Genomic DNA, 25,255 nt, shown 5'->3' with positions numbered 1-25,255 from the left:
CCGAATTATTGTTGTATAAAGTTATTCAATTATAGATATTTTTTCATATTGCCGGTTTATATTCAGAGCAAGCCTCATCATCATTCCTTCCATACAGAGACTCCCGCCGCAGGAATATCCTTACCGCCAATCACATATTTTGTGGTTGCGGGCAAAGGCAGCGAATATATTTTGTCCGCGTAATTCACTGCGATTCCAAAGCCGTCACGATATTCGATATGCAATCCCGCAGGCAAATCCGCTAATGGAATATTCAAAACGCCATACAGTTTTTTCAAAACAGCCTTTTCCATCTCCCCCTTTTGAGAATCCACCCCTACATAAGTAACCGTGCCTTTACCCAAACGATGAAATACTATTGCAGGACTTCCTTCATAAAAATCGCCCTCATATGTAGCCCATGTGTCAGTATTTGCTTCGGGAACCAATATTTCGCCCCAGCTTGTCCAGTCATATTTCCGGCCGTCGAATGCTATCCGGTCGGGAGTCCGGGGTTGCAGCAAATCGTAAAAATCAATCTTTGCTCCTATCAAAGAATAGATAGGTTCGCCAAAAGGAGCCTCAAACAATTGTCCGTTGCGTGATTTATGACCAGTGCGGCTCGTTAAAACCAGATTTCCACCTTGCTCCACATAGTTCCGCCAACGTTGCACCAATTCCCTGTCCAGCATCTCATATGCGGGAGCGATCATTACATTATATTCCGAAAAGTCGTTTCGTTCATCTATAAAATCGACAGGCGCCCCGAAGTTTTTCAATGCATTATAATACTTGTCTATATGCTTTTCAGTATCCCATTCGGTTGTCTGCCTGTTACGCTGTATTTCCCATGTATTCTCATGGTTATAAAGAATAGCGGTACGGCGTTTCTCATAACTGTCCGGATTTTTTGTACTACCCTTATATTCCCTGCGCAGTTGTGCGATCTCCTTTATAAACCGGGAATATTCTAGTCCGCTTTTTGTAGGTGTCACACCATCCGGGCCAACAATACCATAGTGATAAAGTTCCGTTCCGTATATCGGCTGACGGTAGCGGTAAGTACAAGTAAATTTGCTCCCTCCCGCAAATACATGCCACAACCACAGCCTGACTGCTCCGGGCAACGGTTGCGAATTTATCCTGCCCCAGTTCACTTGTCCGGGTTGCAGTTCCATCACGCCATACACCCCGTCTATAGTGCGGAAAAAGTCATTCGCCTTTGCTATTCTTTCCACCGGCCCTAAACGATAACCTTTGCGCCCGATACCATAATCTTCACCGAACACCATATAGCGGGTATAGGAGTGGAAGTCCAGCTCATTGCTTTTCCTCAGATGTCCGTCACTATATTCGGGAATGTAGTTAGTAGTAATCCATTGTTGAGGATTCGCATATTTACGTATAAGCACCGCCTGCTCATCCAGAAAACCAGCCATTTCGTCTGTTGTAAAACGATGGTAGTCGAGTATTTGATGGGAATTCATAAACATCTGTGATAAACGGGGAATGTTTATCTCCGAAAAACCAGAATATACCTGGCTCCAGAATGCTGTGCCCCAGGCCTTATTTACGGCGTCTATTGTCTTATATTTAGCCTTCACATAATCGCGGAACCGTTGCTGCGCGTCCTTCCCGTAATCCTGTGCCGGACGTGGTTCGTTGTCGAGCTGCCAACCCATTATACGTTTGTCATCCCCATAATGCTGCGCCAGTTTCTCTATCATCTTCATCGAATATTCCCGATAGAAGTTATTTGAAACCGAGGGGTGCTGGCGTGCGCCGTGATCCATCTTCGTACCGTCCTCATGTTCTATCAGCACATCAGGATACCGGCGTACAAGCCATACGGGAGGGGTAGCCGTGGATGTACACATAATCACTTTCAAGCCGTTTCTGCCGGCAATATCCACCGCCCTGTCGAGCCATGCAAAATCATACACACCTTCTTCCGGTTCAAGCTGCGCCCATGCAAATTCGGCATAATGCACAAAATCGAAGCCGAGCTCCTTTATTTGTTTCAGGTCGCGCTCCCATTGCGATTCGTCCCAATGTTCCGGATAATAATAAGTTCCTACTATCGTAAGGTCTTTCGGATTAAACCTGTCCGGATTTTGGGCTGTGAGGCCAAGTCCTAAAAGCAAAAGGAAGGTCAATAAAAACGTCTTCTTCATGGTTGTATTTTTCTTAATTCTTTTATTGTTACAGGGCCTAATAGTCCCGACGGAACAGGGTTCCACGTATCGAAACGCACATCTTTATAAGTGATGCTCACAAAGTTGATTTCCCGGAATATGCGCCATTCGATACCCCGCTTATCAAAATCGGCAATACGGTTGGCAGGCAGGTTGGTAACTTCGATCTCCAGTGTATTCTCGCCGTTGACAAGCAACTGTCCGATATTTGTTTCGAATGGCACGGCGAACAGCGTACCTGCATCCTTCCCGTTAACACGCACCCTTGCACTTTCACGGACATCACCCAGGCACAAACGGTATTCTTCATTCGCAGGCTTCTTAAAATTAAATTTCATCGTGTAGCGGGCAGTGCCCATATTCCTTTTAAGATTGTTATTGCCAAGTTCGGTCCATGAGCCTAACGTATGTAATTTGAAAGTTTCATCAATGGCCGGCTCACTTTCTACGAAGTTCATCTCCCATCCGTCTTTCAGTTCCGTTTGATTTCCTGCCGGTTGGTAATAATTCCAACTATCCGTTGTTATTTTGGTGTTAGTAAATGTTTTCAGGATAATGGATTCCCCCGGTTGCAACTGCATGTAAACTTCTGTTTTTCCATTCCGCTTTCTTATAGCCGCCTTGCCCTTTTGGCCCGTCATCGGATCAAAGAACATAGCACTTTCTGCATCTACACCCAAAGTCACCCAGTCATCTACACGTTTATTTTTCAGCATAGTAAAGAAATAGTGGTATCCGGTAGCATTCTTGCGGCGAATGAGTTGCCCGCCAAGTTCAGACACAAATATTTCTTTGTCTGCCCCGCATGCCGGTAATATTTCCCCATAGTCATTTCCGGTAATAATTTTCCCTTTACCGGATACATTCACAGAAACTTTACCGAATGAATCTATATCCGGAAATAATTTCATTACCGAAGTAAACTTTGCTCTCCTCTCTTCCAGATTAGATAATCCCGGAACATCGGAAGGATACTGTTCGGCGAAAATAACCGTAGCGCCTTGTTCCGCCAGTTTCTGAATCCGGGCCAATGTTTCAAGCGGGATCAGTTTTGCTGCCGGAAGTATAAGGGCTTTATAAGTGGTTCCACCTTCAGTCTTCAACAATCCGTTTTCTATGGTGGTTGTTTGTATAAAACGATCCGAAATATAGTCCAGATCATAGCCATTAGCCATTATTTGTTCCACAGCCCCGCAAAAATCAGGAAGACGGTCGCGCATTCCATGTATGGCAAAGGTGGTAAAATATTTTCCGCGTTGCCCTTCCCAAATATCATACATTGGCAAATACAATAAGAAGTCGTTATCCGGAGCTCCTTCCTGTAAAAACGACTGTATTCTTGTGATATAACTAAAAAACGCAGGGGCATCACGCCAGATGGAATTTGTCGGGGACATATCCACCGAAGCGTAAAATTTCCAGCCCGGCCAAGCTGCATCTTCAGGTGAATAAGTAGAACCATGAAAGTACACATGGTTTACACCTGATGTAAACATCTGGTCGATCTCCGGCTTACATTGCGATAAGGATGTGCGGAAATGCTCTGTCAGCCAGGTAAATGTTTCGGATGAAGTGTATTTTTTACCTGTTATATGTGCAGCCGAAGACGCATATTTCAGTGTGGTAGGATCTCCATCGTTCTCTTTCCGTATAGAATCTTTACGCAGATAAGGAATATCAAAATCTGTTATACCGAAAGATTCACATTCGGGAATATCTACCGCGGCATATAAATCCAGCAAGTTCGCAGGTGACCCATGAGCCTGATTCTTTGTAGTCGTATTATGTAAATGCGCCCATGTAGTCCATGCCTGAGTAAAGTTTTCCCGCAATATGTCGCCGACAGTTTCACGATAATCGCAAATGACACGTGCCGAAATACCTGTCGCTCCATCCCCCAGTAATTCGGGAAAATAGTCCTGTAGTTTATATCCACGCCTGCGCTCGAACTGATCAAGTAGATCCGGTGTCCAATCCCCGCCATATACTTCGTACGAATCGTTGAAGAAGCTATGCGGAAATGATATTTTATTATCGGAGAAAGCCTTGTCAAACTTGCCGAAATAGCGTTGTACCGCATCTGCATCGAAATGGTTAAGGACATAACCCTGTCCGCCGGGCGCGGCACGTTTTACCTGCTGGAATGTTTTTCCTATAAACAGAGCGACCAGGTTGTAATTATCGCCGGCAGGCGCTATCCATATCAGTTTTCCGTCAGAGCCTACTTTATCTGTTATATCCAGTTTTTCTCCTTTTGAAGAATAAGCGATCAGTTTGCTCAGATAAGCAACTTCTTTTTGCTTATCATCCTTTACCTGAACAGATTCTTTAAGTTCCTGTCCTCCTTTTAGTTCATATTGCTGAAAAATCGCTTTGGTTGCAGCATCTTCAATTGTAATTTCAGGCCCTCCGAACGGCCATCCCGTGCCCATATTCATATCTACCGCCATCCCCAAACGGCTGGCTTCCGATTCGGTAAAAGCTAACATTTGCATCCATTTTGGAGTCAGATAATCGATATAATGACTTTCACGGCCCTTAACTCCATAGATAGGGGTGATTTCCACCCCCCCGATTCCGGCCCTGCCCATCTCCTCCAGATTATAAGTCAGATTCACAGAATCGACATCGCTCCCCATCCACCACCAGCGGGTCCACGGCTTTGCTTCTTTTGTTACTTCGGGCCAGTCCGTTATGCCTTTATCCTGAGTACAGTTGATGAATGTTATCAGTAGTATAACTGCTAATAATAGTTTTTTCATGTTATTATCTTATAATATTTTTCAACTCATCCGGAGCATCTGTCGTATGTGTATTGATACGCTCTCCTTCATTCCTCACCAAATACTCTATTACAGACAGTTGCACTGACTTTTCGGGTACAAAATGAATTGTGTTCATATAGTTTATTATCGAGTAATACAGCTGTCTTGCCACAATACGTCTATCTGGTTCAGTTGTAATATCGGCGCTGCATACCATCATCTTGCCATTCCCCACATTGGCTTCAAACAATGTACCTAATTTACGGTTGATAAACCAGGTATCGATAGGCTGAATGATCGGCTGAAAACCGGCAGGAAAATTATTCATCTCCATCACCTGCCCTTTTTGCACTAGCTCCCACCACTGCAATCCGGTATAGAAGTCTGTAGGAAAATCTTTAAATACAGGATGATAATTATTTATCAATGAGCCTTCTGTATGTGGCGGGCGCATTTTAAACCATGAAGTATTCCAGAACGAAGGGGTCATATATTGTACGACGTCTTTGCCCTGTTCTACTTTTCCGGCTAAAAGCAGGAGGACTTTGCCTCCCTTGTCCAATACGCTTTTTGTTTGTCCGTCTATCCGGTTGGTTATGTATATATCCGAAGTATCCGCTTCCGGTAACTGTGCCGGATATACCCAGAAATCCCAGTTATTGGAAATATCCGTACAATCGAACGATATTTCAAGATTTAGTTTTTGTGCTTTATCGATTGATTGAAGCGCAAAAGAGACTGTGCCCAACTGCTGACAGTTGCCTATCTGAATATCTTTAGGCGAAAGTTGTCCTTTTGCCAGTATTTTCCCGTAAGTATCCGTTATACGCCATTTGACCGATTGTTGTCTCAATACATTTTCTCCAAAATGAGCGACCTCGATACGGGCGGTCATTGTCTCGTCATTTTTAAATGTAAATTTATCCATGCGGGACAATAAGACGGTAGGCGCACAAAACTTACGGAATTCGTCGGCATCAATATATCCTTTTTCTTCCCAGAAAGCATTTAATACACCAACCAGAGCGGTACCCTGCCCCGAGTAATCATTCAGGCTTAATAACTGAAATCCTGCATATTCGGGTGTACGCAATGTCTTTTCTATTTCATGTTTATAGCATAATGCCTGTAATTTGCCCGAAGCCATCAGAAAATCATAGGCCAAATCTCCCATGTGCCTGTCGGCCAAATCTTCACGGAATAATTCAAAATTACGGGCACGCATTACCCCTGTATATTTCTTTATCTCCGAAAAGTCGGGAAATACACACCATTGCCCTGTTTCGTGCGATACATAGGGCTGTTTTACCGTGTCTATACGTGACAAATAATCCGATTCCGATTCCGGTTGATTATCCCATGCAAGCCCTCTGGCTCCCGCTTTCACATGGAACTGATTGTGAGGCTGCCAAGCCCAGCTATTCCCCACCGAAGCACCTGTATAAACACGTCTCGTATCCGCTTCTTTCCAATAATCGACAAATTTACTTACCCATGGCACCCAACGCCCCCGGGGTTCATTGCCAATAGCAAACATGCAGAATGAGGGATAATTGCCATATTGCTTCACTATACGTTCAGCCTCTTTCCACAGATAATCATCTACAGGACGGCCGTCGCCTAAAGACGAACCATGATTAGGCCAGCTGGGTCCTTCAGGTTGCAAATAAAAGCCGACTAAATCAGCTGCTTCCATTGCTGCTTCAGGGGGACAAAATGAATGGAAACGCATATGATTAAGCCCGAAACTACGGCAAATACGGAAAATCCTTTCCCAAGAATCCACATCCATAGGAGCATAGCCTGTAAGGGGAAAAACACAATTTTCGACAGTTCCGCGAAGCATGGTTTTCTGACCATTTACATAAAAGTATTTCCCCTCTATCATAAACTCACGCATACCAAAGCGGACTTCTTTTGTATCTGTTCCTTTCGACGTCTTCAATGATACTGATAATTTATACAGGTTGGGATGAAACTCATTCCAGGTAAGCATTTCATCACCCATAAATAATTCCAGTTCTACCTTTGTAGACTGACTTTTAGCCGTATAATTTTGCAGAACCGGCTCTACCGTATGTACTTTCTCTCCATTGTAGCTTTGCGCCTTAAGTGTTATCTGCCCCGATGCCCGGCCTGCAATGGTGAGTCTTACCAGTGCTTTTTTATTCTTCAGGTCGGGATATAGCTGTACATCCTCTATATATGTAACTGAAGTGGATTGCAGTTCCAGTTTGCCGACTATTCCGTTCCAGTTTCCTTGTGTCTGGTCGGTTATACTGTGTGAATCTTTACCTACATCAATATCTTTTGTACGATTATCAATGCGTAAAGTAATAGTATTACTTCCTGCTTTGAGGAAGCCACTGATGTCAAAAACATGAGGAACAGAAAGAGAATTATCCGTACCTACTTCTTTTTCATTGATCCAAAGGCGGGATTCTGTATGCGGACGCTCCAAAAATAAGACGATCCGTTCTCCCTTCCAATCTGCCGGAATAATCACATCTTTCTGATACCACGCCGCACCGACATAGTATTTTACAGGAGTGAGCCAAAACGGAAGTTTAAGATTGTCCGGTTTACGGAACTTTTCTAACCTCGGATTGAAGAAAAACGAACTGTCGTATATACTGGCTGTCCATTGCGTAGTGAGCGTGACATCGTCCCCTTTGTAATTTTCGGTCATGGAACCGGGCAGATGGATATTATCGTTTAGTTTTTTACTAAACCATTTTTCTTTCTCCCCTATATCAGACCTGTCTACCTGAAACCGCCACTGTCCTTCTATGCTTATTGTTTTATTCTGAGCCTGAGATGTCAGGCAAATTAATAAAAATAGTGTATTGAGTAATATGGAAATGTATTTCATGGTTTTTCCCCGGTTTTATATTTTAAGGTAATTTCATATTATTACATGATACAAAAATACCGTTTAAGGGCATAAACAGGTATGTAATTTCATTCAAATACCTATATATTTTGACAAAATCAGGATAAATATGGCGGATGCATAATAATAGTATTAACCGGAGTAAGAGAAAATTTACATTCAACTACAAACTAAAAATTACCATCCATATCTATTTTTTTAGAGATTAATTTCCTTAAAAAGAATAATTATTATACTTTTGCACCTACAAAAAAGACTCCGTAGCTCAGTTGGTAGAGCAATTGACTCTTAATCAATGGGTCGAGGGTTCGAGCCCCTCCGGGGTCACTTTTAAAAACTTTGTAAGACGTTGTGATCAAGCCGATTGCAGCGTTTTCTTTTTCACAGGGATAGTAACAGGGAATAGAGTCAATTAAGCACAAGCAAAAAAACACTATTAATCAACCACATACACTTTGACAAATTTATTTTTGTAACTTAGTTGCAACTTAATTGTGCCGGTAAAGCATGGGACTCGCATTAATGGAAAGTCTATTTATAAATATATTAAGGAATGTCCTGTTATAAATAAGGCACTCAATATACTTAGCCGCTTGTCAGTGATAGCCGGCTAATTAATATAGAACAGAGATAAAATTATGGTAGAAAAACCTTTAGTAAATAAGGATTATATATTACAGAAATTTGAAGGAAAGGGAGGATGGACCTACGCTGAAATAACCGAAATCCCGATGCCCAAGACGGCTTTCGGAATGATGAAAGTAATGGGAAAGATAGATAATTATAAATTTTCCAATGTCCGTTTATTACCTCTTGGTAACGGGCATTTATTTTTAGCCGTCAATTCGGAATTAAGAAGAAAAATCAAAAAGCAAAGCGGCGACATTGTACATATTGTTCTATATGAAGATAATATACCTGCCGAAATTCCCGAAGAGTTAATTTTATGTATGAAGTATGAAGAGGGTATCTTCGAAAAATTCGAAACATACAGTGATGGCGGGAAAAAAGCGTTTATAGATTGGATATATTCGGCAAAAACAGAGCAAACAAAAGCAGAACGTATTGCCAAGACAATGATAATGATACAAAACGGAGAAAGGTTCTATGATAAAGTAAAGCAGCAGCAAAAGTAATTGTACCGCATTATTTTCTCTTCCTCACATCCTTTTCCTCAAACTCACAAATAGCCTTCACCCACTCATCTTTCAAAGGCATTGTATTTTTACTTGCCAGGTCATAAGTTACCATTGTAGAATTGCAGACACATTTTACCTCTTCAGTTTCTGTATCGATTAGAATCTGGCGTAGGTCGAAGCTCTTGGTTCCGATAGCCGTTACAGCAGTACGAACTGCTATATTGTCTGTACTGAAAATTTGGCTTTTAAACATAACCTCCAGATATACAACAATAATCGCTTCTTTTTCCCAGTCAACATTCGGGCAGACCGAACTAAAATAATCCGTTTTGGCCGTGTCATAAAAGTTTAGATATACAGCATTATTTACATGCCCGAATTTGTCAACATCATTGAAACGAATTTGAAGCGGTAAGGTGTGCTTATATACTATTTCTTCCATAAATATTTAAGTAAATTTACGGACACAAAGTTATAACATTTCGATAAAATATATAATTCTAAGCAACTAGAATTTAAAAGCAATCATATATTATTGAAAATGCAACCTTGTTATGAAATCTATATTTAGACCTTATCTTATTTAAGTTTTACCACATAAATATGATTGAAGTAATTGATTGTAGTTAATACCAATAATCAGCCGATATCAGGTCTATAGAGGATCGTCCGCGTCAATACAAATTAACCCGGACGATTTCCTGTTTTTAAATTCTGTTCCGCCTCATCGATAGCCGCTTATTAGCCTTATTATACGAACCGACTATCAACTAAGCCGGAGTCCCGGAAGAAAAGCATCTTAATATCCTTTATTTTGTGACCAATTGGTATTAGTATTCAGAATATATTTTGGAACAGGGAAGATACGGCGATAAAGTTCCGTTTTGGCACTCGGATTGATAATATGCTTATAACCCCAGTCATTTTCAAACTTACCGAAACGGATCAGATCATTACGGCGCCAGTTCTCATCGGCAAATTCACGGGCACGTTCATCCAAAAGCTCATCCAGTGTCGGATTCCGGGTAACTTTCGGAGCATGAACATAATCCCGGATCTGATTCATCAGAGACATGGGCGTATCCCCGTTAGTAGCGGTAGCTCCACGTAAAACAGCTTCTGCTTTCATTAACAAGACATCTGCAAAGCGGAAAATAGGTACATCATTACTTTGGTTACGACTCTGAGAAGCTGTCGTTTTCAGGTCCATATAGAATTTGATGGAACGATAACCCTGCGAACGGCCTCCATGAGCTGTATTGTCCACCGGCATAGTTTCATCCAATTTATTCAATGTGATATTTTTCGTCAATGTCACCTGCTTTCCGTCAACCACCCAGGGTGTAGAAGTTGCTTTGTAAGTGCTCGCAGAACGCACATATAATGGTCCGCCGATAATCTGTTCGTTACGATCATCTCCCGCCAGATTAAATTTGTCTACAAATTCGGAGTTAATCGCAAAACAACCGCCTACACTACTCGGCAAATCCACGCCATAGAATTCCTTGTTTCCATTACGGTGTGTCCAAAAGCGGGCGTATGTCATACCTTGCTGAGTTTCGCGATCGAAAGGCATGGCATAAATGAAGTCTTTGATATGTGCCCCGTTTTCCGAATTAAATTTAGACATATAGCTATCTGTCAGGTCAAATTTACCGGAAGTAATAATGTCGTCACAGAATTTCACCACATCACTTAGCTTATTATTCGCCATTGCGGGAGTATAGGTAGCCACATCGCCGCAAGTATAAACGGCCCAGTTCAGATAGAGCTTTGCCAACAGGGCATCGGCCATCCAGCGGGTAGGCTTTCCATACGTAGAGATATCAACATTCGTAGACAACAGATCGATAACAGCCAACAATTCCGATTCTATGAACTGAGCTATATCAGCACGGGGTGAGCGGTCTATCGCTTCGTCTTCCGCCAATATACGATTCAGCAAAGGTACATCACCATAGCTATCCATCAATACCCAGAGATAATAGGCACGGACAGCACGGATAGGCGCGGTTACAGCAGCCTCATCCCCTCCCATTTCTGCAATCAGTCCATTACAGGTTGTAATGCCCTGGGTGAAATTTTCCCAATAACCGATTGTAGCATCATCCGGCGTCCAGTTATGCAAAGCCATGTGATTATAACGGCCATTGTCGTAATAATCAGAACCATTAAAAGAAAAAGACATAGTTTCGTCTGAAGACAAAGTCTGAGCGTGATTATAATCACGTCCCAACGGGCCGCGCATAGCAAAATAAGCATTGGCCGCTTTTGCTTCCGCAGCAATCTCCGAATCAGGAAATTCTGTATACTGTGATTTAATATCTACATCGAGATCCGTACAGCTTGCTGCTAAAACCAGCAGAGCAACTGTCATGAATGATTTTATATATTTAACTTTCATATTCATAGTATTTTAGAAATTGACATTAACTCCGAACATAAAGGTACGCGTACGCGGGTAAGTCTGACGATTGTCGATACCCGGTTCTATACCACCCAGATTCACCTCCGGATCAAGACCTTTGTAACCTGTAATAGTAAATACATTGTTGCAGGTGGCATAAACGCGAAGTCCTTTGATATAATCATTCATACGGCCAAAGTTATATCCCAGGGTAAGGGATGACAGGCGTACATAGCTACCATTTTCCAAATAGCGATCAGATGGAGCATGAGAGTTGTTATCAGTTACCGGATTCTCATCTGCGATAGAAGCCAATACATTTTTCCCGGCCGTCACGTTACCGATATTGCTCAGGTAAGCGCGCGAAGCATTCAGTATTTTGTTACCGAATACACCCTGAAAGAATGCGGTCATTGTCCAGTTTTTATAAGTGAACGTATTGCTCCATCCTGCATTCAGTTTCGGTTGTGCCGAACCTGCTTTAGCACGGTCATCGTATAAAGGCTTGCTGGTAGTCACATACTCTCCGGTTTCATTATCGATATAGCGTCCGTCCTCCTGTTTCGTTACTTTACCTTCAAAACCTCCCTGATCTTTATAGATTTCAGTCAGGCTGCTTTCACTATATACATAAAAATTTGAAACTCCATCTTTAACTCCCGCCCATTTCCAAAGGTAGAACTGGCCGATAGGAAAGCCTTCCATCACACGTTGGTTGGTTGCAGTCGCAAAACCTCCGGCATCAACATTCGCTTTGTCGAAATAGTCGACAGAATACATGCTATTGGATAATTTAACGACCTTATTTTTATTGTGGGAAAGATTCAATGACGTTTCCCAGCTAAAGTCATTTGTTTTCACGGGCATTGCATTGATCGTTAACTCAATACCTTTATTACTGATTTCACCAACGTTAGTAGTCAGCCAGTTATATTGGTACTTGGTCGTGGAAACTGCATAATCGGCAATAAGATCTTTTGTACGCTTATCATAGTACTCGATAGTACCACCCAGACGGTTATTGAAGAAACCAAAGTCTAAACCTACATTGAACATGCCTGTACGTTCCCATTTCAAGTCCGGATTAGCATTGCGGGTAGCACCAAGTATATGGATCTGCTCTGATTCACCCGTCGAGGTCAAATGGTCGTACCAGCCTGTCGCACCGTAAATCTGGGTAGCAGTAAATACATCAAAACCTAATGAATTACCACTTACACCATAACCCATACGCAATTTTAAATCGTCAAATATATTCAGGTTCCTGATGAATCCTTCTTCTGAAAGACGCCATGCCAAAGAAACGGAAGGAAAAGTCGCCCATCGGTTGTTATTACCGAAAGCAGATGAGCCGTCACGACGAACAGTTGCCTGGAATAAATATTTGCTGGCGTAAGAGTAATTGACACGGCCGTAGAATGAAATCATGCGCAGAGTAGAAAGCGCCCAGCCTCCAAGACCATTCTTATCTATCTTATTTGCCATACCCATATTGTGGTAAGTCAAATCATCGTTATAATAATTATAAGTTGTCAATTGGAAACCATCGTTATCATTGGATTCTTCCCAAGAGTAACCGCCCATTAAACCAAATTTATGAACATCTTTGAATGTTTTGTCGTAGTTCAGGTATGTTTCAAAAACTTTCTTTTTATTGGTTACGGAAGAGCGTTCGGCCTTACCCTCCATACCGTTAGCAATCAATGACTTGGTAGAGTTATAATTACTATAGATATTTTGTTCGTTCTGATAGGCCAGACTTAAATTATAGACCAAGCCATCTATGAGTTTCAACGAAGCCTTACCGTTTCCCTGAATACGTTTGCTTTCCGTGTCATAGATATTTTCATTGATCAAAGCCACCGGATTATAGTTCTGAGAGATACCGCTATTTTCGTACCAACTGCCGTTATCATTGCGAACGGGCACCAACGGAGAATAATAATACATGGCATCCAATACGCTCTTTCCCTGAGTATCCATCGGGACGGTGTGATTGTTCGTTACACTGGCATTGACATTGAATGACAGGGTCAGACGGTCCTTCAAGCCTTTGGACTGAATAAACGCACGCCCAATCAGGCGATCCATATCTGTACCTTTAATCACCCCCTGACGTTCCATATAATTGATACTGGTATTGTAAGAAGTCTGTTCCGTACCTCCACTGATAGAGACATTATGGTTGTGGCTGACACCTGTGCGTTGTACTTCATCCTGCCATTTGGTATCGGCGCCTAAATCGTTAACCAGCTCGATACCTCCCGATTGTGCATAACTGCGAAGTTGCGCGGCATTCATCACATCATAATTCTTCATCACATTATCCACTGCTACATATGCACTGTAACTGATATTTGTATGTCCGGCCTTACCTTTCTTGGTAGTCACTATAATAACACCATTAGCCGCTTTCGAGCCATAGATCGCGGTTGCCGTAGCATCACGAAGAACGTCTATACTTTCAATATCGTCCGGCGAGATCAGAGATAAAGACATTCCAGGGATACCATCAATTACATAGTAAGGTTCCATCGCTGCCCCTGTACGTAAGGTGGAAGCGCCACGTAATGTGATAGAAGGAGTAGCATTCGGGTTACTGCTTTGGGTAATCGTCAGCCCGGGAACTTTACCTTGCAACAACTGGGAAGGATCTGAATAAACACCTACATTCAGCTTGTCAGCGCTTACCGTAGTGATGGAACTGGTCACATCTTTACGCGTCATAACACCATAACCAACCACCACCACTTCATCGAGAGTTTTGGCGTCTTCTTCCAAAGTAATGTTGATCACATTCTGGCTGACTTTTACTTCTTGTTTGGTAAAGCCAATGAAGGAAAATATGAGGGTTTGCCCTCTTTCCGCTTCTATTGTATATTTACCGTCTACGTCAGTAATATAACCGATTGTAGTACCTGCCACTAGTACATTGGCGCCTGCCAGCGGTTCACCTGTCTTATCGGTCACTATACCGGTCACCTTGTTCTGGGCAAATGCCAAGGTACTACTTAGCAAGAGCACAACAAAGAGCATTCCTCGTGTAAATGTTCTTTTTCTTTTTATTTGCACATTCAGCATAAAATAAAGTTTTAGTTAGAAATTCAGTTCTTATTTTCCTATGTATTTATAAGTACTGTACCAATTGTAGAAATATAATTTACCTGCTTACAGGTATCTTCTCAAAAGTTACAATACGAATCACGGTTATTTGATCAGCTATTTATTGAAGAAAAAGACAAACAGATTTTACATTACTCTTTATATAAAGCAGTGTAAAAGGGATACAGCAATCTTACTGTCCTCCATAATAAGTGTCAATCGGAGGGAGAAACGAAAATGTCTTTGCTTCCATAGTATTCCAGATTTTAATTACGGCAAATTTAAGTCAACAAAAGAAGACGCAGGGGGAAAATGATGCAAAAGAAGAGGAAAATAGTGAAGTTAACATTTTGAATATCCGGAGAGGTTCCCGATATTAAAAATAAAGTCGTACCTTTTCGGGCACTAATCGCACCTAACGGATACTAAAGACGGGAATTATCATGAAACGACATATCTCACTGGCCACCTTTTGGCTGATACAAGTAGTGGTGCTTTTTTCTCAGAACACAGACCGCTTTTTCGACCAATACAACTTCAAATTCATTACAGAAAGCAAAGGATTGCCTTATAGCTTCGTGAGTGATATTTTCAAGGATTCGGAAGGATATATCTGGGTTGCTACACATCATGGGATAGGAAGGTATGATGGTTATGAATTTCTGAATTACGACATGCAAACTGCACCTATACATTTGAAGAACGACTTTGTACACAAAATATGTGAAGACAATTATAAACGGCTCTGGATTGCTTCCGAAGGAGGAATTGATATTATTGACCTCAATACTTATTCTTCCTTCGAACTTAATCTACCCCCGGACAGCCCGTTACAACGGTTAATAAATGAATATGTCAGTACGGTATACAAAGACAAACGAGGCAATTTATGGTTTTCCGGTAACAAAGACCTATGGTGTATAGAATTGGATGAGAAAGGAAATATCAAAACCTATTATTGCCTGAAGAACGCTTCCGCTTCGCCTGTTCACGCGATCCTTGATATAGGCTGGGCCATCTGTGCAGGGATTGATAACCAGGTCTGCCGCATCGAGAAACAACCCGATAACCTCCTGAAGGCGAAGATCCTATCCGATAGTCTGACCTCTTTTAGTGAAGACTGGCGCATTTCATGCATGCAGGCTGATGGCGAATATCTGTGGATAGGTTCGAACCGGGGAGTATTCAAGTATAATCATACGGAACACAGCCTGAAAAGATACCGTTACTCTACTCATCGCTCAGGCATGTTGAGTCAGGCATATATAACGGACATCAAACTGACCGACAAAGAACATCTTATTGTATCTACTCTTAACGGGCTGAATGTCTATCACAGAGATACGGATACTTTCTCATTCATCCGTCAGACCAGTGAACAAAACGGCGCTACGGTCAACTGTAATGCGATTAACTGCCTGCTAACGGATGGGAAGATAATCTGGCTGGGCACCGAAACAGGAGGAGTCAATGTGCTTTCTCCGAAACGTCTGCATACCGAGTTATGGTCATGCGGAACATCTTCTGTCAATATGGATACTCCTACTCCTGTAAATGCAGTGGATGAAGATAAGGAGGGTAATCTCTGGATCGGGATGGTGGAACGTGGGTTGATGAAATGGAGTAAGGAAAATAAGGCATGCACCCACTATCTTTTTTCACCTAATGATATCACCTCCATCAGCAATAATACGATCAATGGAATCCTGATAGACTCTGACAACTATCTATGGGCATATACCTGGGGGGTCGGAATAAATGGTCTGGACCTGAATATCCGAAATAATCGTACCTTCAAACGCTATACCCGTGAGATCATACCTGAATTGGAAGGCGATTTCATTAATAGTGCCTGTGAAGATAAAATTAATCATGGGATCTGGTTTGGGTCCACCCGTGGAGTACATTTTTACGATAAACGAAAAAACACTTTCACAAGAATATTATTCGATCAGTCCGATAACGAATTTGAGGCTATACACGCACTTTTAATCGACCGGAAGAAACGTTTGTGGATAGGAACAACCCAAGGGGTCTTTATCGTCGACCTGCCATCTTTTGCCAAATCCAATAAACGATTCGATTATAAATACCTGAAGTATAAGCTGGACAGCCCGGAGTCGACACAACTGGAAAAGATAAACAGTATAATGGAAGACAAAAACGGCACAATCTGGCTGGGAGGCAATGGAAGCGGATTGTATCAATTGACAAATGACAAGAACAATCATTTCATCTTCAAGAATTATACGACAAGGCACGGGCTGCCCAACAATACGATCATTGGTATGGCAGAAGACGGACAGGGAAATTTATGGCTGGCAACCAATGATGGAATTTCACGGTTGAAAATCCAGTCGATGACATTCAGTAATTACACGCAAGCCGACGGATTACCTGCCACTCAGTTCTATTGGAATGGCATTCATTATTCAGCAATACATGATTTTATATATCTGGCTACTACAGACGGCCTGGTCATCATCCATCCGGAGAGTGAAACTTTATTACATACAGATTCACAAGTAAAATTGTCATCTCTGGCAATCGGAGGAAACACTATTTATCCATCCGGCGGTAATTACCTTGAGAAGAACATAACATTTGCTTCTAAAATCTTTCTACATGAAAAAGACAATCGCTTCTCCATCGGCTTTACTACACAGGATTATGGGAACAGTAGCCGTATCCGATTCGCATACCGGCTGAAAGGATATGAAGAAGAATGGAACGAAACACAGCCCGGAGAGCATCTGGCACGATATACGTCCGTACCTTCCGGAAACTATACATTGCAGGTGCGTGCAACGGATGAATTGGGACGCTGGTCGGATAAGATCACTGAAATAGAAGTTGATATCACTCCTTATTTCTATAAGTCCGGCTGGTTCTATCTGCTACTTATTGGGATAACCTGTCTGTTCATCTATTTATTGTATAAGAGAAAAATCCGTACTTACCGTGAACAGAAAGTACGACTGGAGAGTAAAGTCAAGCAACGCACACAGGAACTGGCAGTCCAGAACAAACAGCTGGAAGCCATGGCACAACACATAAAGGAAATAACGGAAGAAAAAATATCCTTCTTCACCAATATTACCCACGAGTTCCGTACACCCGTCACGCTTATCCATGGCCCTATCGAACATGCCCTGAAAGAAACGAAGAACGAAACTGTAAAAATGCAATTGCAGATTGCCGAACGAAACTCCCGCTATTTGCTCTCGCTGGTTAATGAACTGATGGACTTCCGAAAACTGGAAATGGACAAGGTCGTATTGGATAGGCGTCCGGAGAACGTTGTAGACTTCCTGTCCGAATTGCTTCTGCCTTTCAGGGTCTTTGCTAAAGAAAGACATATAGATATACAGACCTATTTCCGCCTGGATAATCCTTTCCTGATCATCGATGCAGCATATATGCGTAAGGTGATGGTAAATCTGATTTCGAATGCCATTAAATTTACACCGGACAATGGGCATATCAGCATATTTATGGCATCAGTCAAAAGACACGACAGGGAAAAAGCTCTTTATATAAATGTACGCGATACAGGACATGGCATTGTGACAGAAGACATGGAAAAAATATTTGACCGCTTTTATCAATCCAAAAAAGTATTGAAATACCCTGTTTATGGACAAAGCGGCACAGGCATCGGGCTTTTCCTTTGCTGGAAAATAGTAGAACTGCATGGCGGAGAAATATGGGCACGTAATAATCCTGACAAGGGAGCCTCATTCCGCATATTGATGCCATTAATTCCTGCCGGAGATGTAGAACTGACTGCCGGAGAAGACATGAAAATTAAGGAAGACAATCGCCTGCGGAATATATTACAACCGGCTGATGGAACAAAGAAAGAAACGGTTCTTATAGTAGAAGACAATAAGGATATGCGTTTGTATATCCGTATGCTACTTGAGGGTGATTATCGTCTGTTTGAAGCCGAAGATGGGAAAGAAGCCCTGCAAATTGTACAGAAGCATACGATTGATCTGATTGTCTGTGATCTTATGATGCCTGTAATGGATGGAATGGAACTATCACGCCATATTAAAGAAAATCTGGCGACCTCGCATATCCCTATTCTCATCCTTACTGCTGTTCACTCAGAACTTCAGGAGAAAAGAAGTTTTGAAATTGGTGTAGATGAATACCTCTGTAAGCCTTTTGACGAGGAAGTGCTCCGGCTCCGCATCCGTAACATTTTAAATTTGAGAAATAAGTACAAAATGATGTTCTCGGCAAGCAGCAACGTATAGGAACTGCACATACAGGAAGAATCCAGGGACAAGGCATTCATTGCAAACGCCGTCAATCTGATGAAAGAAAATTATGCAGAGCCGGAATATAATCTGGAACGTTTTGTCCGTGATATGGGATATAGCAAGACATTGGTAAACAATAAAATGCAGGATCTGACAGGTCAACCCATCGGACAGTTTATGAAGAATTACCGGCTGAATGTAGCACAAAGAATGCTACAGGAAGGACCGGGAGATATAAATGTCTCCGAAATAGCTTATTCCGTAGGCTTCAATGATCCCAAGTATTTCACTAAATGCTTCAAGGAGTTTTTCGGATATTTACCAAGTTCTAAACTTAATAAGAGATAAGTGTTTTTTTACTATTCGCCATATCTGTATGCACCTCTTATTTGTGTTAAATAGGAGTATGAATAAAGTTTGAACCGACTAAAACGAAAAGTGTAAATTCTCCACTTTACTATTTTCTTCCCAATCTTTCTTATTTTCCTCTTTTCATAGAGGATAAGCCGCTATTTTTGCATATCACCCTAAATAATGGATACTATGAAGATGAAGCCCAAGTTCTGTTTTCTCATTTTTCCTGCTTCCGGTCAGTCAATAAACAGAATTATTGCTGATTCAAAAATTTTGACAAGCAATTACTTCACCAGTCATTTCCGGAATAGGATATTAATAAGATACAAATGAGACAAACCATTTACACATATTGTTTCGCACTGCTTGCTATTATATTGCTACAGTCTATAATGTCGTGCTTCGGCGGCTACCGCGATACTATCGAAGATTCGCGGATAAAATACATCGATACCCGTGTCGGCACTGCTGCGAGCACAACTCATACAGCGGGTAAATTCGGAAAGAATACGGAGGAATACGGACAGACACTCCCTGCGGTACTCGAACCGAATGGCATGAATTTCTGGACTCCTCAAACACGCGATACAGAACAGAAATGTATAGCTCCTTATTATTATGCAGACACATTATTGCAAGGGTTCCGTAACTCTCACTGGATTGTAGGCGGCTGTACTCAGGATTATGGTTCAATGACGCTTATGCCTCTTTACGGGACTCTGCGCTGTCAACCCGAATCCCGGACAACCCGTTTTTCCCACCAGACAGAGAAAGCGACCCCGTCTTATTATGCCGCTCTCCTACCCGATGAGAATATTTATACCGAGATGACAGCCCGTTCCCGTTCGGCTATTTACCGTTTTACTTATAAGAAAGCAGGGAAAGGATATTTGATAGTCAATCCTAACAGCGATGAAGGTCAGGGATACATCTCCATCGATACGCTCAACAACCTGATTTATGGGTATAATCCTGTTCACCGCATTTATCAGGGCTGGGGAGAACCTGCCGGATACAGTGGCCACTTTATTATCCGGTTCAAGAAGAAAATAACAAGCTATGGGACATACAAGGGCGACTCCTTGTTTTCGCATACCAGACAAATAGGAAATGCTAAGCAGATAGGCATATACGCGGAATTTGATGTGGAAGAAGGAGAAGAAGTCCTGATAAAGGCCGCTTCATCTTTTGTCAGCCGGGAAGGTGCCATCCGTAATCTGGAGGCTGAAATTCCTCATTGGAACTTTGACCTGACAAGGACAGAGCTAAACCGGATATGGGAGCAACATCTTTCCACAATACAGGTGGAAACCGAAAACCTTGTGGATAAAGAGCAGTTTTACGGCGCCTTCTACCGGGCCTCTTTCCTCCCACGCACATTTAACGATGTGGACGGACGTTATCCGTCTTTTGCCAAAGGCCTTCCGATACGTCAGTTACCCGGGGGGGAAACGTACTATGAGGATTACAGCATGTGGGACACATACCGTGCACTACATCCTCTGATTAACATCCTCTTTCCTACCAAAGGCGGAAATATGATGCAATCGCTTGTACATAAATACGAACAAGGTGGCTGGCTACCTATCTTTCCCTGCTGGAACAGCTATACTGCCGCTATGATAGGCGACCATTCTATTGCCGCTATCGGCGACGCTTATAGCAAAGGTATCCGCAATTTCGATATTGAAAAGGCATATGAAGGGATGAGAAAGAATGCTTTTGAGACTCCTTCCGATCCGGATGAATATAGAAACGGCATGGGACGCCGTGCACTGACATCTTATCTCAAATATGGTTACATTCCCCTTGAAGATGCCGTGCCGGATGCTTTTCACACCAATGAGCAGGCTTCAAGGACTTTAGAATATGCCTATGACGATTTTGTCCTCGCACAGATGGCTAAATCTCTGGGCAAAACGAAAGATTACCAGGAATTGATATCACGTGCGGCTAATTACCGGAACGTCATTGATCCCCGCACCGGATACGCTCAGGGACGTCATGCCAACGGCACTTTCCTGAATGAATACAATGCTTTCGACTTTGCCCGGTTCATTACCGAAGGAGCCCCTTGTCACTATACATGGTATGCTCCTCACGACCCATACGGACTGATGGAGTGTATGGGTGGTAAAACAAACTATATAGCGAAGTTGGATTCCATGTTCAGCGAACAGCGCTATTGGCACGGTAACGAGCCATGCCATCAGATTGCCTTTATGTTTAACTATGCAGGAGAACCGTGGAAGACCCAACGTGCCGTACGCCACATTATGGCAACGGAATATATGAATACACCGGGCGGACTTTCGGGTAATGATGATGCCGGACAGATGTCGGCATGGTACATGTTCGCAGCTATGGGATTTTATCCTGTCTGCCCCGGTACGCCATATTATATGCTTGCCAGCCCTTCATTCCCCAGTCTTACCCTGCATCTGGAAAATGGAAAGACCTTTACTGTAAAGGCTCCGGATACATCCGAAGAGAACATCTACATACAATCGGCAACGCTGAACGGAAAACCTTATACACGTAATTACATTACCCATCAGGATATAATGAATGGCGGAGCTATTGAATTTGTTATGGGGAACGAGCCGAACCGGGAATGGGGAACCAAACCGAAGGATTGTCCGCCTGATATGATGGAGGCTGCAAAAGACTAACCATAGACAAGTAATTAATCAGAAAAGCTATATTTATGAAAATTAAAGCACTTTTGTTTACCTTATGCGCCATCTCCCTGTTAGGTGCCTGTAATAGCCAGAAGACAGGCGAGAGCACCTATAACATTATAGATTATGGTGCTAAGGGGGACGGAAAGACCGATGATGCCGCAGCAATACAGGCAGCGATTAATGCATGTTCCCAATCGGGTGGCGGCACAGTACTTATCCCCGCAGGACATACTTTTATGTGCAGTCCTTTTGAGCTGGCTTCATATGTCGAACTCCGGCTGGAATCCAATTCCCGCCTGCTCGCCAATTCTGACGAGACGGTATATACACAAAGCGCTTTCCGCGACAACCGGGGCGAAGGCATGATGTGGATACACGGGAAAGATCTGAAAGAGGTCTCCATTACCGGAAGCGGCACGATCGACGGGAACGGCGTCGCATTTATGGGAAAAGAGTTGGAAGACTCTTATGAATTGAAGCCCGTGACCGACTTTGATCCCCGCCCACATGTATTGACTCTCATCAATGTGGAGAGAACCGTGATAAGAGATATTACCATCCGCAACAGTGCCTATTGGACTGTTCACCTTATCGGCTGCAACGATGCTTCCATCGACGGCATCACGATACTGAATGACCTGAAAATACGCAACGGTGACGGCATTGATATAGACCATTCCAAAAACGTACGCATTGCCAACTGCCATATCGAGTCCGGTGATGATTGCATATGCCTGAAAAACCGGCGGGAGTTCGAAGAATACGGCTCCTGCGAGGACATTGTTGTAACAAACTGCACCATGGTCTCCCGTTCGTGCGCCATCAAGATAGGGTCGGAGAATATGGATAAGATCAATAATGTGTTGTTCAATAACTGCATTATCAAGAACAGCAACCGTGGCATAGGCATCCAGAACCGCGACGAAGGAACCGTCACCAATGTGATATTCTCAAATATGATCGTGGACTGCATGTTCTTCTCCGATGTATGGTGGGGAAAAGCCGAACCGATTTACATCACATCTTACCCGCGTGCCATAGGCAATCACAAAGATGCCGGCTGGCGTTTCCCGAAAGGAGCTACCGAAGGCCGATGCGGAGAAGTAAGCCGTATCTGTTTCTCGAATATCAAATGTACCAGTGAGAACGGTATTTTTATAGGCGGGGATACTCCCGACAAAGTCAATCATATCTATTTCAAGGATGTAGACCTGCTATTACAGAAACGTACTGCATACGAAGGCGGCATCTACGACAAGCGTCCGTGCGACGGTGAAGGCTTCATCCGTGATAAGACTTACAGTTTCTACATAGATACGGCATCTGATATCAGACTTGATGACTGCAATATTACGTGGGGTGACATTCGCCCGGATCATGCGGCTGAAGGCATCTGGCAAAAGAATGTCCGCAATTTAAAAATCACCAATTAAGTAGGAAACAGTATTCAATGGTACGCTATCGAATTATAACTTACTCTTGCATTTTCACTTACCAAAGTAATAAACAGGTCTGCGACCTTAAGATAAGGCTTATGAGACAATATATTATATTCACTATACTTTTACTAAGCGGACTTTCGGTCTACTCTCAACCGACGCCGGAACAAACCGGAAGTATTTATTACGCTTATCCTGCTCCTCCCGAGGTCTACACTCCTGCACCGGAAGGATACGAACCTTTCTACATCAGTCATTATGGCCGTCATGGTTCCCGCTGGATGACAGCGGACGAACGTTATATAGAAGTCCTGCACGTTTTTGACTCGCTTTATCAGCGTTCCGAATTGACTCCGCTCGGCATAGATGTCCGTAAACGCCTGCAACAAGTATGGGAAGACGCCCGGGGCAAGAGCGGCAATATCACCCCTCTGGGCGAACGCCAGCAACATGAAATAGCCGGACGAATGTACCATAATTTCCCTCAGGTATTCCGTGGAGATGCATTTATTGACGCCCGTTCGTCCACCTCGCTGCGCTGTGCCATGAGTATGAGTTATTTCACAGAACATCTGAAAGAACTGAACCCTGCATTGCACGTAGACCGGAGAGCTTACCAGCGATATATGGATTATATCGCCTACACCTCACCGGAAGGAGAAAAGTTTTCTTCTGGAAAAGCCCCATGGAGACGTGACTTCCGCGATTTTGAGAAGAAAAATGTTCGTCCGGAACGCCTGATGGCTTCACTGTTTGTAAATCCCGATGCAATAACAAATCAGGATGCCCTTATGCGTGGAATCTACTGGATTGCAGCCGATATGCAGAATGTAGACATAGATGTTACTTTCTATGACATCTTCCGGTATGAAGAATTAGCCGGGATTTGGAAAACAGTAAATGCCCGCATGTATGTCTGCAATGCCGGTGCTCCGCTTAATGGTGGTTTGATGCCCCGTTGCGCCATACCTTTACTACGCAATATAGTGGAAAGTGCGGAAACCGCTATAAAAGAAGGAACTCCTGCGGCCGATCTTCGTTTCGGACATGATACGCACCTCATCCGCCTGCTTACACTGATGCAGGTAGAAGGATGCAGTAATCAGGAAACCGATATGGAGAAATTCCATCTGGCCTGGCAGGATTACCGGGTTTCTCCTATGGGAGCTAATCTGCAACTTATCTTCTTCCGTAATAAGAAGAATGAGATACTGGTAAAACTTCTTTTAAATGAAAATGAAGTAAATTTACCTTTAGAGAGCCATACCGGCCCCTACTATCCGTGGGAGACAGTTAAGGCATTCTTTAAAGAGCAATTAAAACAGGACGAAACCGAAATACATCCGGCTACCCATAGTCCGCTCTCTGAAGATACGGACTACTAGAGCAACGGGTGTGAGGTTATCCATCTTAATTAGCTTTTAATCCGCTAAAAGGTAACAAAGGTAAATGGTTCTTGTAGTCAATTAATAATGAGCACATAAGCCTATTTTTTAAATTCAGTGAGTAACAACTGGGTAACAAAAATACAGAAAACAACATTCGCTTGGAAAGATTAAGTATGTAAAGATACATTTCTTTTCCGATATTACAAACTACCTTTCTTTTCCTTTCTGTAACATCATTATACAGGCAATAGTCGAGAGATAAAAAAAGATAATTGAAATAATTATATACCATGTATATTATCTATAATAAACTATATTTTATAGAATTTATAAATTAAAAAAACATAATCGAAACTATATACTCATCATAAAATCTATACGGCGACTCGCTGTGGTTTATCCTGACTATTTTTTGCTCATAGATATTGTGCTCATCTACCGTATAAAAGTTTAAGGTATAAACATACTTAAATTGCCTCCGCACTCAGTAGTAAGATAAACATCATATGGATAATTAAAACGACAGTAAACACATACACAGCCAAAAACTGCGCATAAATTGCAGCCAACCAAAAAGATAATAATAGAAACTAAAAAATTATAGCCTATGGTATAGGGGCGCAGTAATTATTTCGTATT

The 25,255-nt window shown here is 42.5% G+C and carries 10 protein-coding genes, 1 tRNA gene and 1 pseudogene; 6 read left to right on the top strand and 6 right to left on the bottom strand.

Annotated features, from left to right (window positions below; all coding sequences use genetic code 11):
* Positions 1–80 precede the first annotated feature (80 nt).
* From ACYQ3L_RS25135 to ACYQ3L_RS25125, 3 genes are read right to left on the bottom strand one after another with little or no spacing between them, the layout of a single operon-like run.
* The gene (locus ACYQ3L_RS25135) at positions 81–2,153 is read right to left on the bottom strand and encodes a beta-galactosidase (protein ID WP_379996466.1); all 2,073 of its coding nucleotides are present in this window, start codon (positions 2,151–2,153) and stop codon (positions 81–83) included.
* The gene (locus ACYQ3L_RS25130) at positions 2,150–4,936 is read right to left on the bottom strand and encodes an alpha-L-rhamnosidase (protein ID WP_379996468.1); all 2,787 of its coding nucleotides are present in this window, start codon (positions 4,934–4,936) and stop codon (positions 2,150–2,152) included. The genes ACYQ3L_RS25135 and ACYQ3L_RS25130 overlap by 4 nt, the downstream gene beginning before the upstream one ends.
* A gap of 4 nt (positions 4,937–4,940) precedes the next feature.
* Positions 4,941–7,811, bottom strand: a complete 2,871-nt coding sequence (locus ACYQ3L_RS25125; protein WP_379996470.1) for an exo-beta-1,4-galactosidase — start codon at positions 7,809–7,811, stop codon at positions 4,941–4,943.
* 275 nt (positions 7,812–8,086) lie between these two features.
* Between ACYQ3L_RS25125 and ACYQ3L_RS25120 the strand changes: the two genes are divergently transcribed.
* Positions 8,087–8,159 (top strand) — tRNA-Lys (locus ACYQ3L_RS25120).
* Positions 8,160–8,470: 311 nt separating this feature from the next.
* Entirely contained in the window at positions 8,471–8,968 is a 498-nt protein-coding gene (locus tag ACYQ3L_RS25115) for a YdeI/OmpD-associated family protein (protein WP_379996472.1), read from the top strand.
* A 10-nt stretch (positions 8,969–8,978) separates the two neighbouring features.
* Here the strand turns inward: ACYQ3L_RS25115 and ACYQ3L_RS25110 are convergent, their stop codons facing one another.
* The 3 genes from ACYQ3L_RS25110 to ACYQ3L_RS25100 form a co-directional block, all read right to left on the bottom strand.
* A complete protein-coding gene (locus ACYQ3L_RS25110) occupies positions 8,979–9,413 on the bottom strand; it encodes an acyl-CoA thioesterase (protein ID WP_379996474.1) in 435 nt (144 codons plus the stop codon).
* Between the two features lie 357 nt (positions 9,414–9,770).
* Positions 9,771–11,375, bottom strand: coding sequence for a RagB/SusD family nutrient uptake outer membrane protein (locus ACYQ3L_RS25105; RefSeq protein WP_379996476.1), 1,605 nt, complete (start codon positions 11,373–11,375; stop codon positions 9,771–9,773).
* Between the two features lie 12 nt (positions 11,376–11,387).
* On the bottom strand, positions 11,388–14,459 hold the full coding sequence (locus ACYQ3L_RS25100) for a SusC/RagA family TonB-linked outer membrane protein (protein WP_379996479.1): 3,072 nt from the start codon (positions 14,457–14,459) through the stop codon (positions 11,388–11,390).
* A 464-nt stretch (positions 14,460–14,923) separates the two neighbouring features.
* Here ACYQ3L_RS25100 and ACYQ3L_RS25095 point away from each other — a divergent pair.
* From ACYQ3L_RS25095 to ACYQ3L_RS25080, 4 genes and pseudogenes are all read left to right on the top strand, one after another.
* Positions 14,924–19,099, top strand: a pseudogene (locus ACYQ3L_RS25095) (two-component regulator propeller domain-containing protein).
* A 335-nt stretch (positions 19,100–19,434) separates the two neighbouring features.
* Positions 19,435–21,777: a GH92 family glycosyl hydrolase gene (locus ACYQ3L_RS25090; protein ID WP_379996481.1), complete on the top strand. Its 2,343-nt coding sequence runs from the start codon at positions 19,435–19,437 to the stop codon at positions 21,775–21,777.
* Positions 21,778–21,812: 35 nt separating this feature from the next.
* Complete coding sequence (locus ACYQ3L_RS25085) at positions 21,813–23,222, top strand: glycoside hydrolase family 28 protein (protein ID WP_379996483.1); 1,410 nt, start codon at positions 21,813–21,815, stop codon at positions 23,220–23,222.
* Positions 23,223–23,323: 101 nt separating this feature from the next.
* Positions 23,324–24,613, top strand: coding sequence for a histidine-type phosphatase (locus tag ACYQ3L_RS25080; protein ID WP_379996485.1), 1,290 nt, complete (start codon positions 23,324–23,326; stop codon positions 24,611–24,613).
* Positions 24,614–25,255: the final 642 nt, after the last annotated feature.

This window comes from Dysgonomonas termitidis (assembly GCF_054657735.1).
The sequence above is the reverse complement of the archived record's forward strand: the minus strand, read 5'-3'. Positions and strand labels throughout refer to the sequence as shown.

Bases quoted from the DNA above. Each gene is read 5' to 3' on its own strand.
- ACYQ3L_RS25125 (WP_379996470.1), bottom strand. From the start codon at position 7,811: ATGAAATACATTTCCATATTACTCAATACACTATTTTTATTAATTTGC.
- ACYQ3L_RS25090 (WP_379996481.1), top strand. From the start codon at position 19,435: ATGAGACAAACCATTTACACATATTGTTTCGCACTGCTTGCTATTATA.
- ACYQ3L_RS25080 (WP_379996485.1), top strand. From the start codon at position 23,324: ATGAGACAATATATTATATTCACTATACTTTTACTAAGCGGACTTTCG.
- ACYQ3L_RS25085 (WP_379996483.1), top strand. From the start codon at position 21,813: ATGAAAATTAAAGCACTTTTGTTTACCTTATGCGCCATCTCCCTGTTA.
- ACYQ3L_RS25115 (WP_379996472.1), top strand. From the start codon at position 8,471: ATGGTAGAAAAACCTTTAGTAAATAAGGATTATATATTACAGAAATTT.
- ACYQ3L_RS25130 (WP_379996468.1), bottom strand. From the start codon at position 4,936: ATGAAAAAACTATTATTAGCAGTTATACTACTGATAACATTCATCAAC.
- ACYQ3L_RS25100 (WP_379996479.1), bottom strand. From the start codon at position 14,459: ATGCTGAATGTGCAAATAAAAAGAAAAAGAACATTTACACGAGGAATG.
- ACYQ3L_RS25105 (WP_379996476.1), bottom strand. From the start codon at position 11,375: ATGAAAGTTAAATATATAAAATCATTCATGACAGTTGCTCTGCTGGTT.
- ACYQ3L_RS25135 (WP_379996466.1), bottom strand. From the start codon at position 2,153: ATGAAGAAGACGTTTTTATTGACCTTCCTTTTGCTTTTAGGACTTGGC.
- ACYQ3L_RS25110 (WP_379996474.1), bottom strand. From the start codon at position 9,413: ATGGAAGAAATAGTATATAAGCACACCTTACCGCTTCAAATTCGTTTC.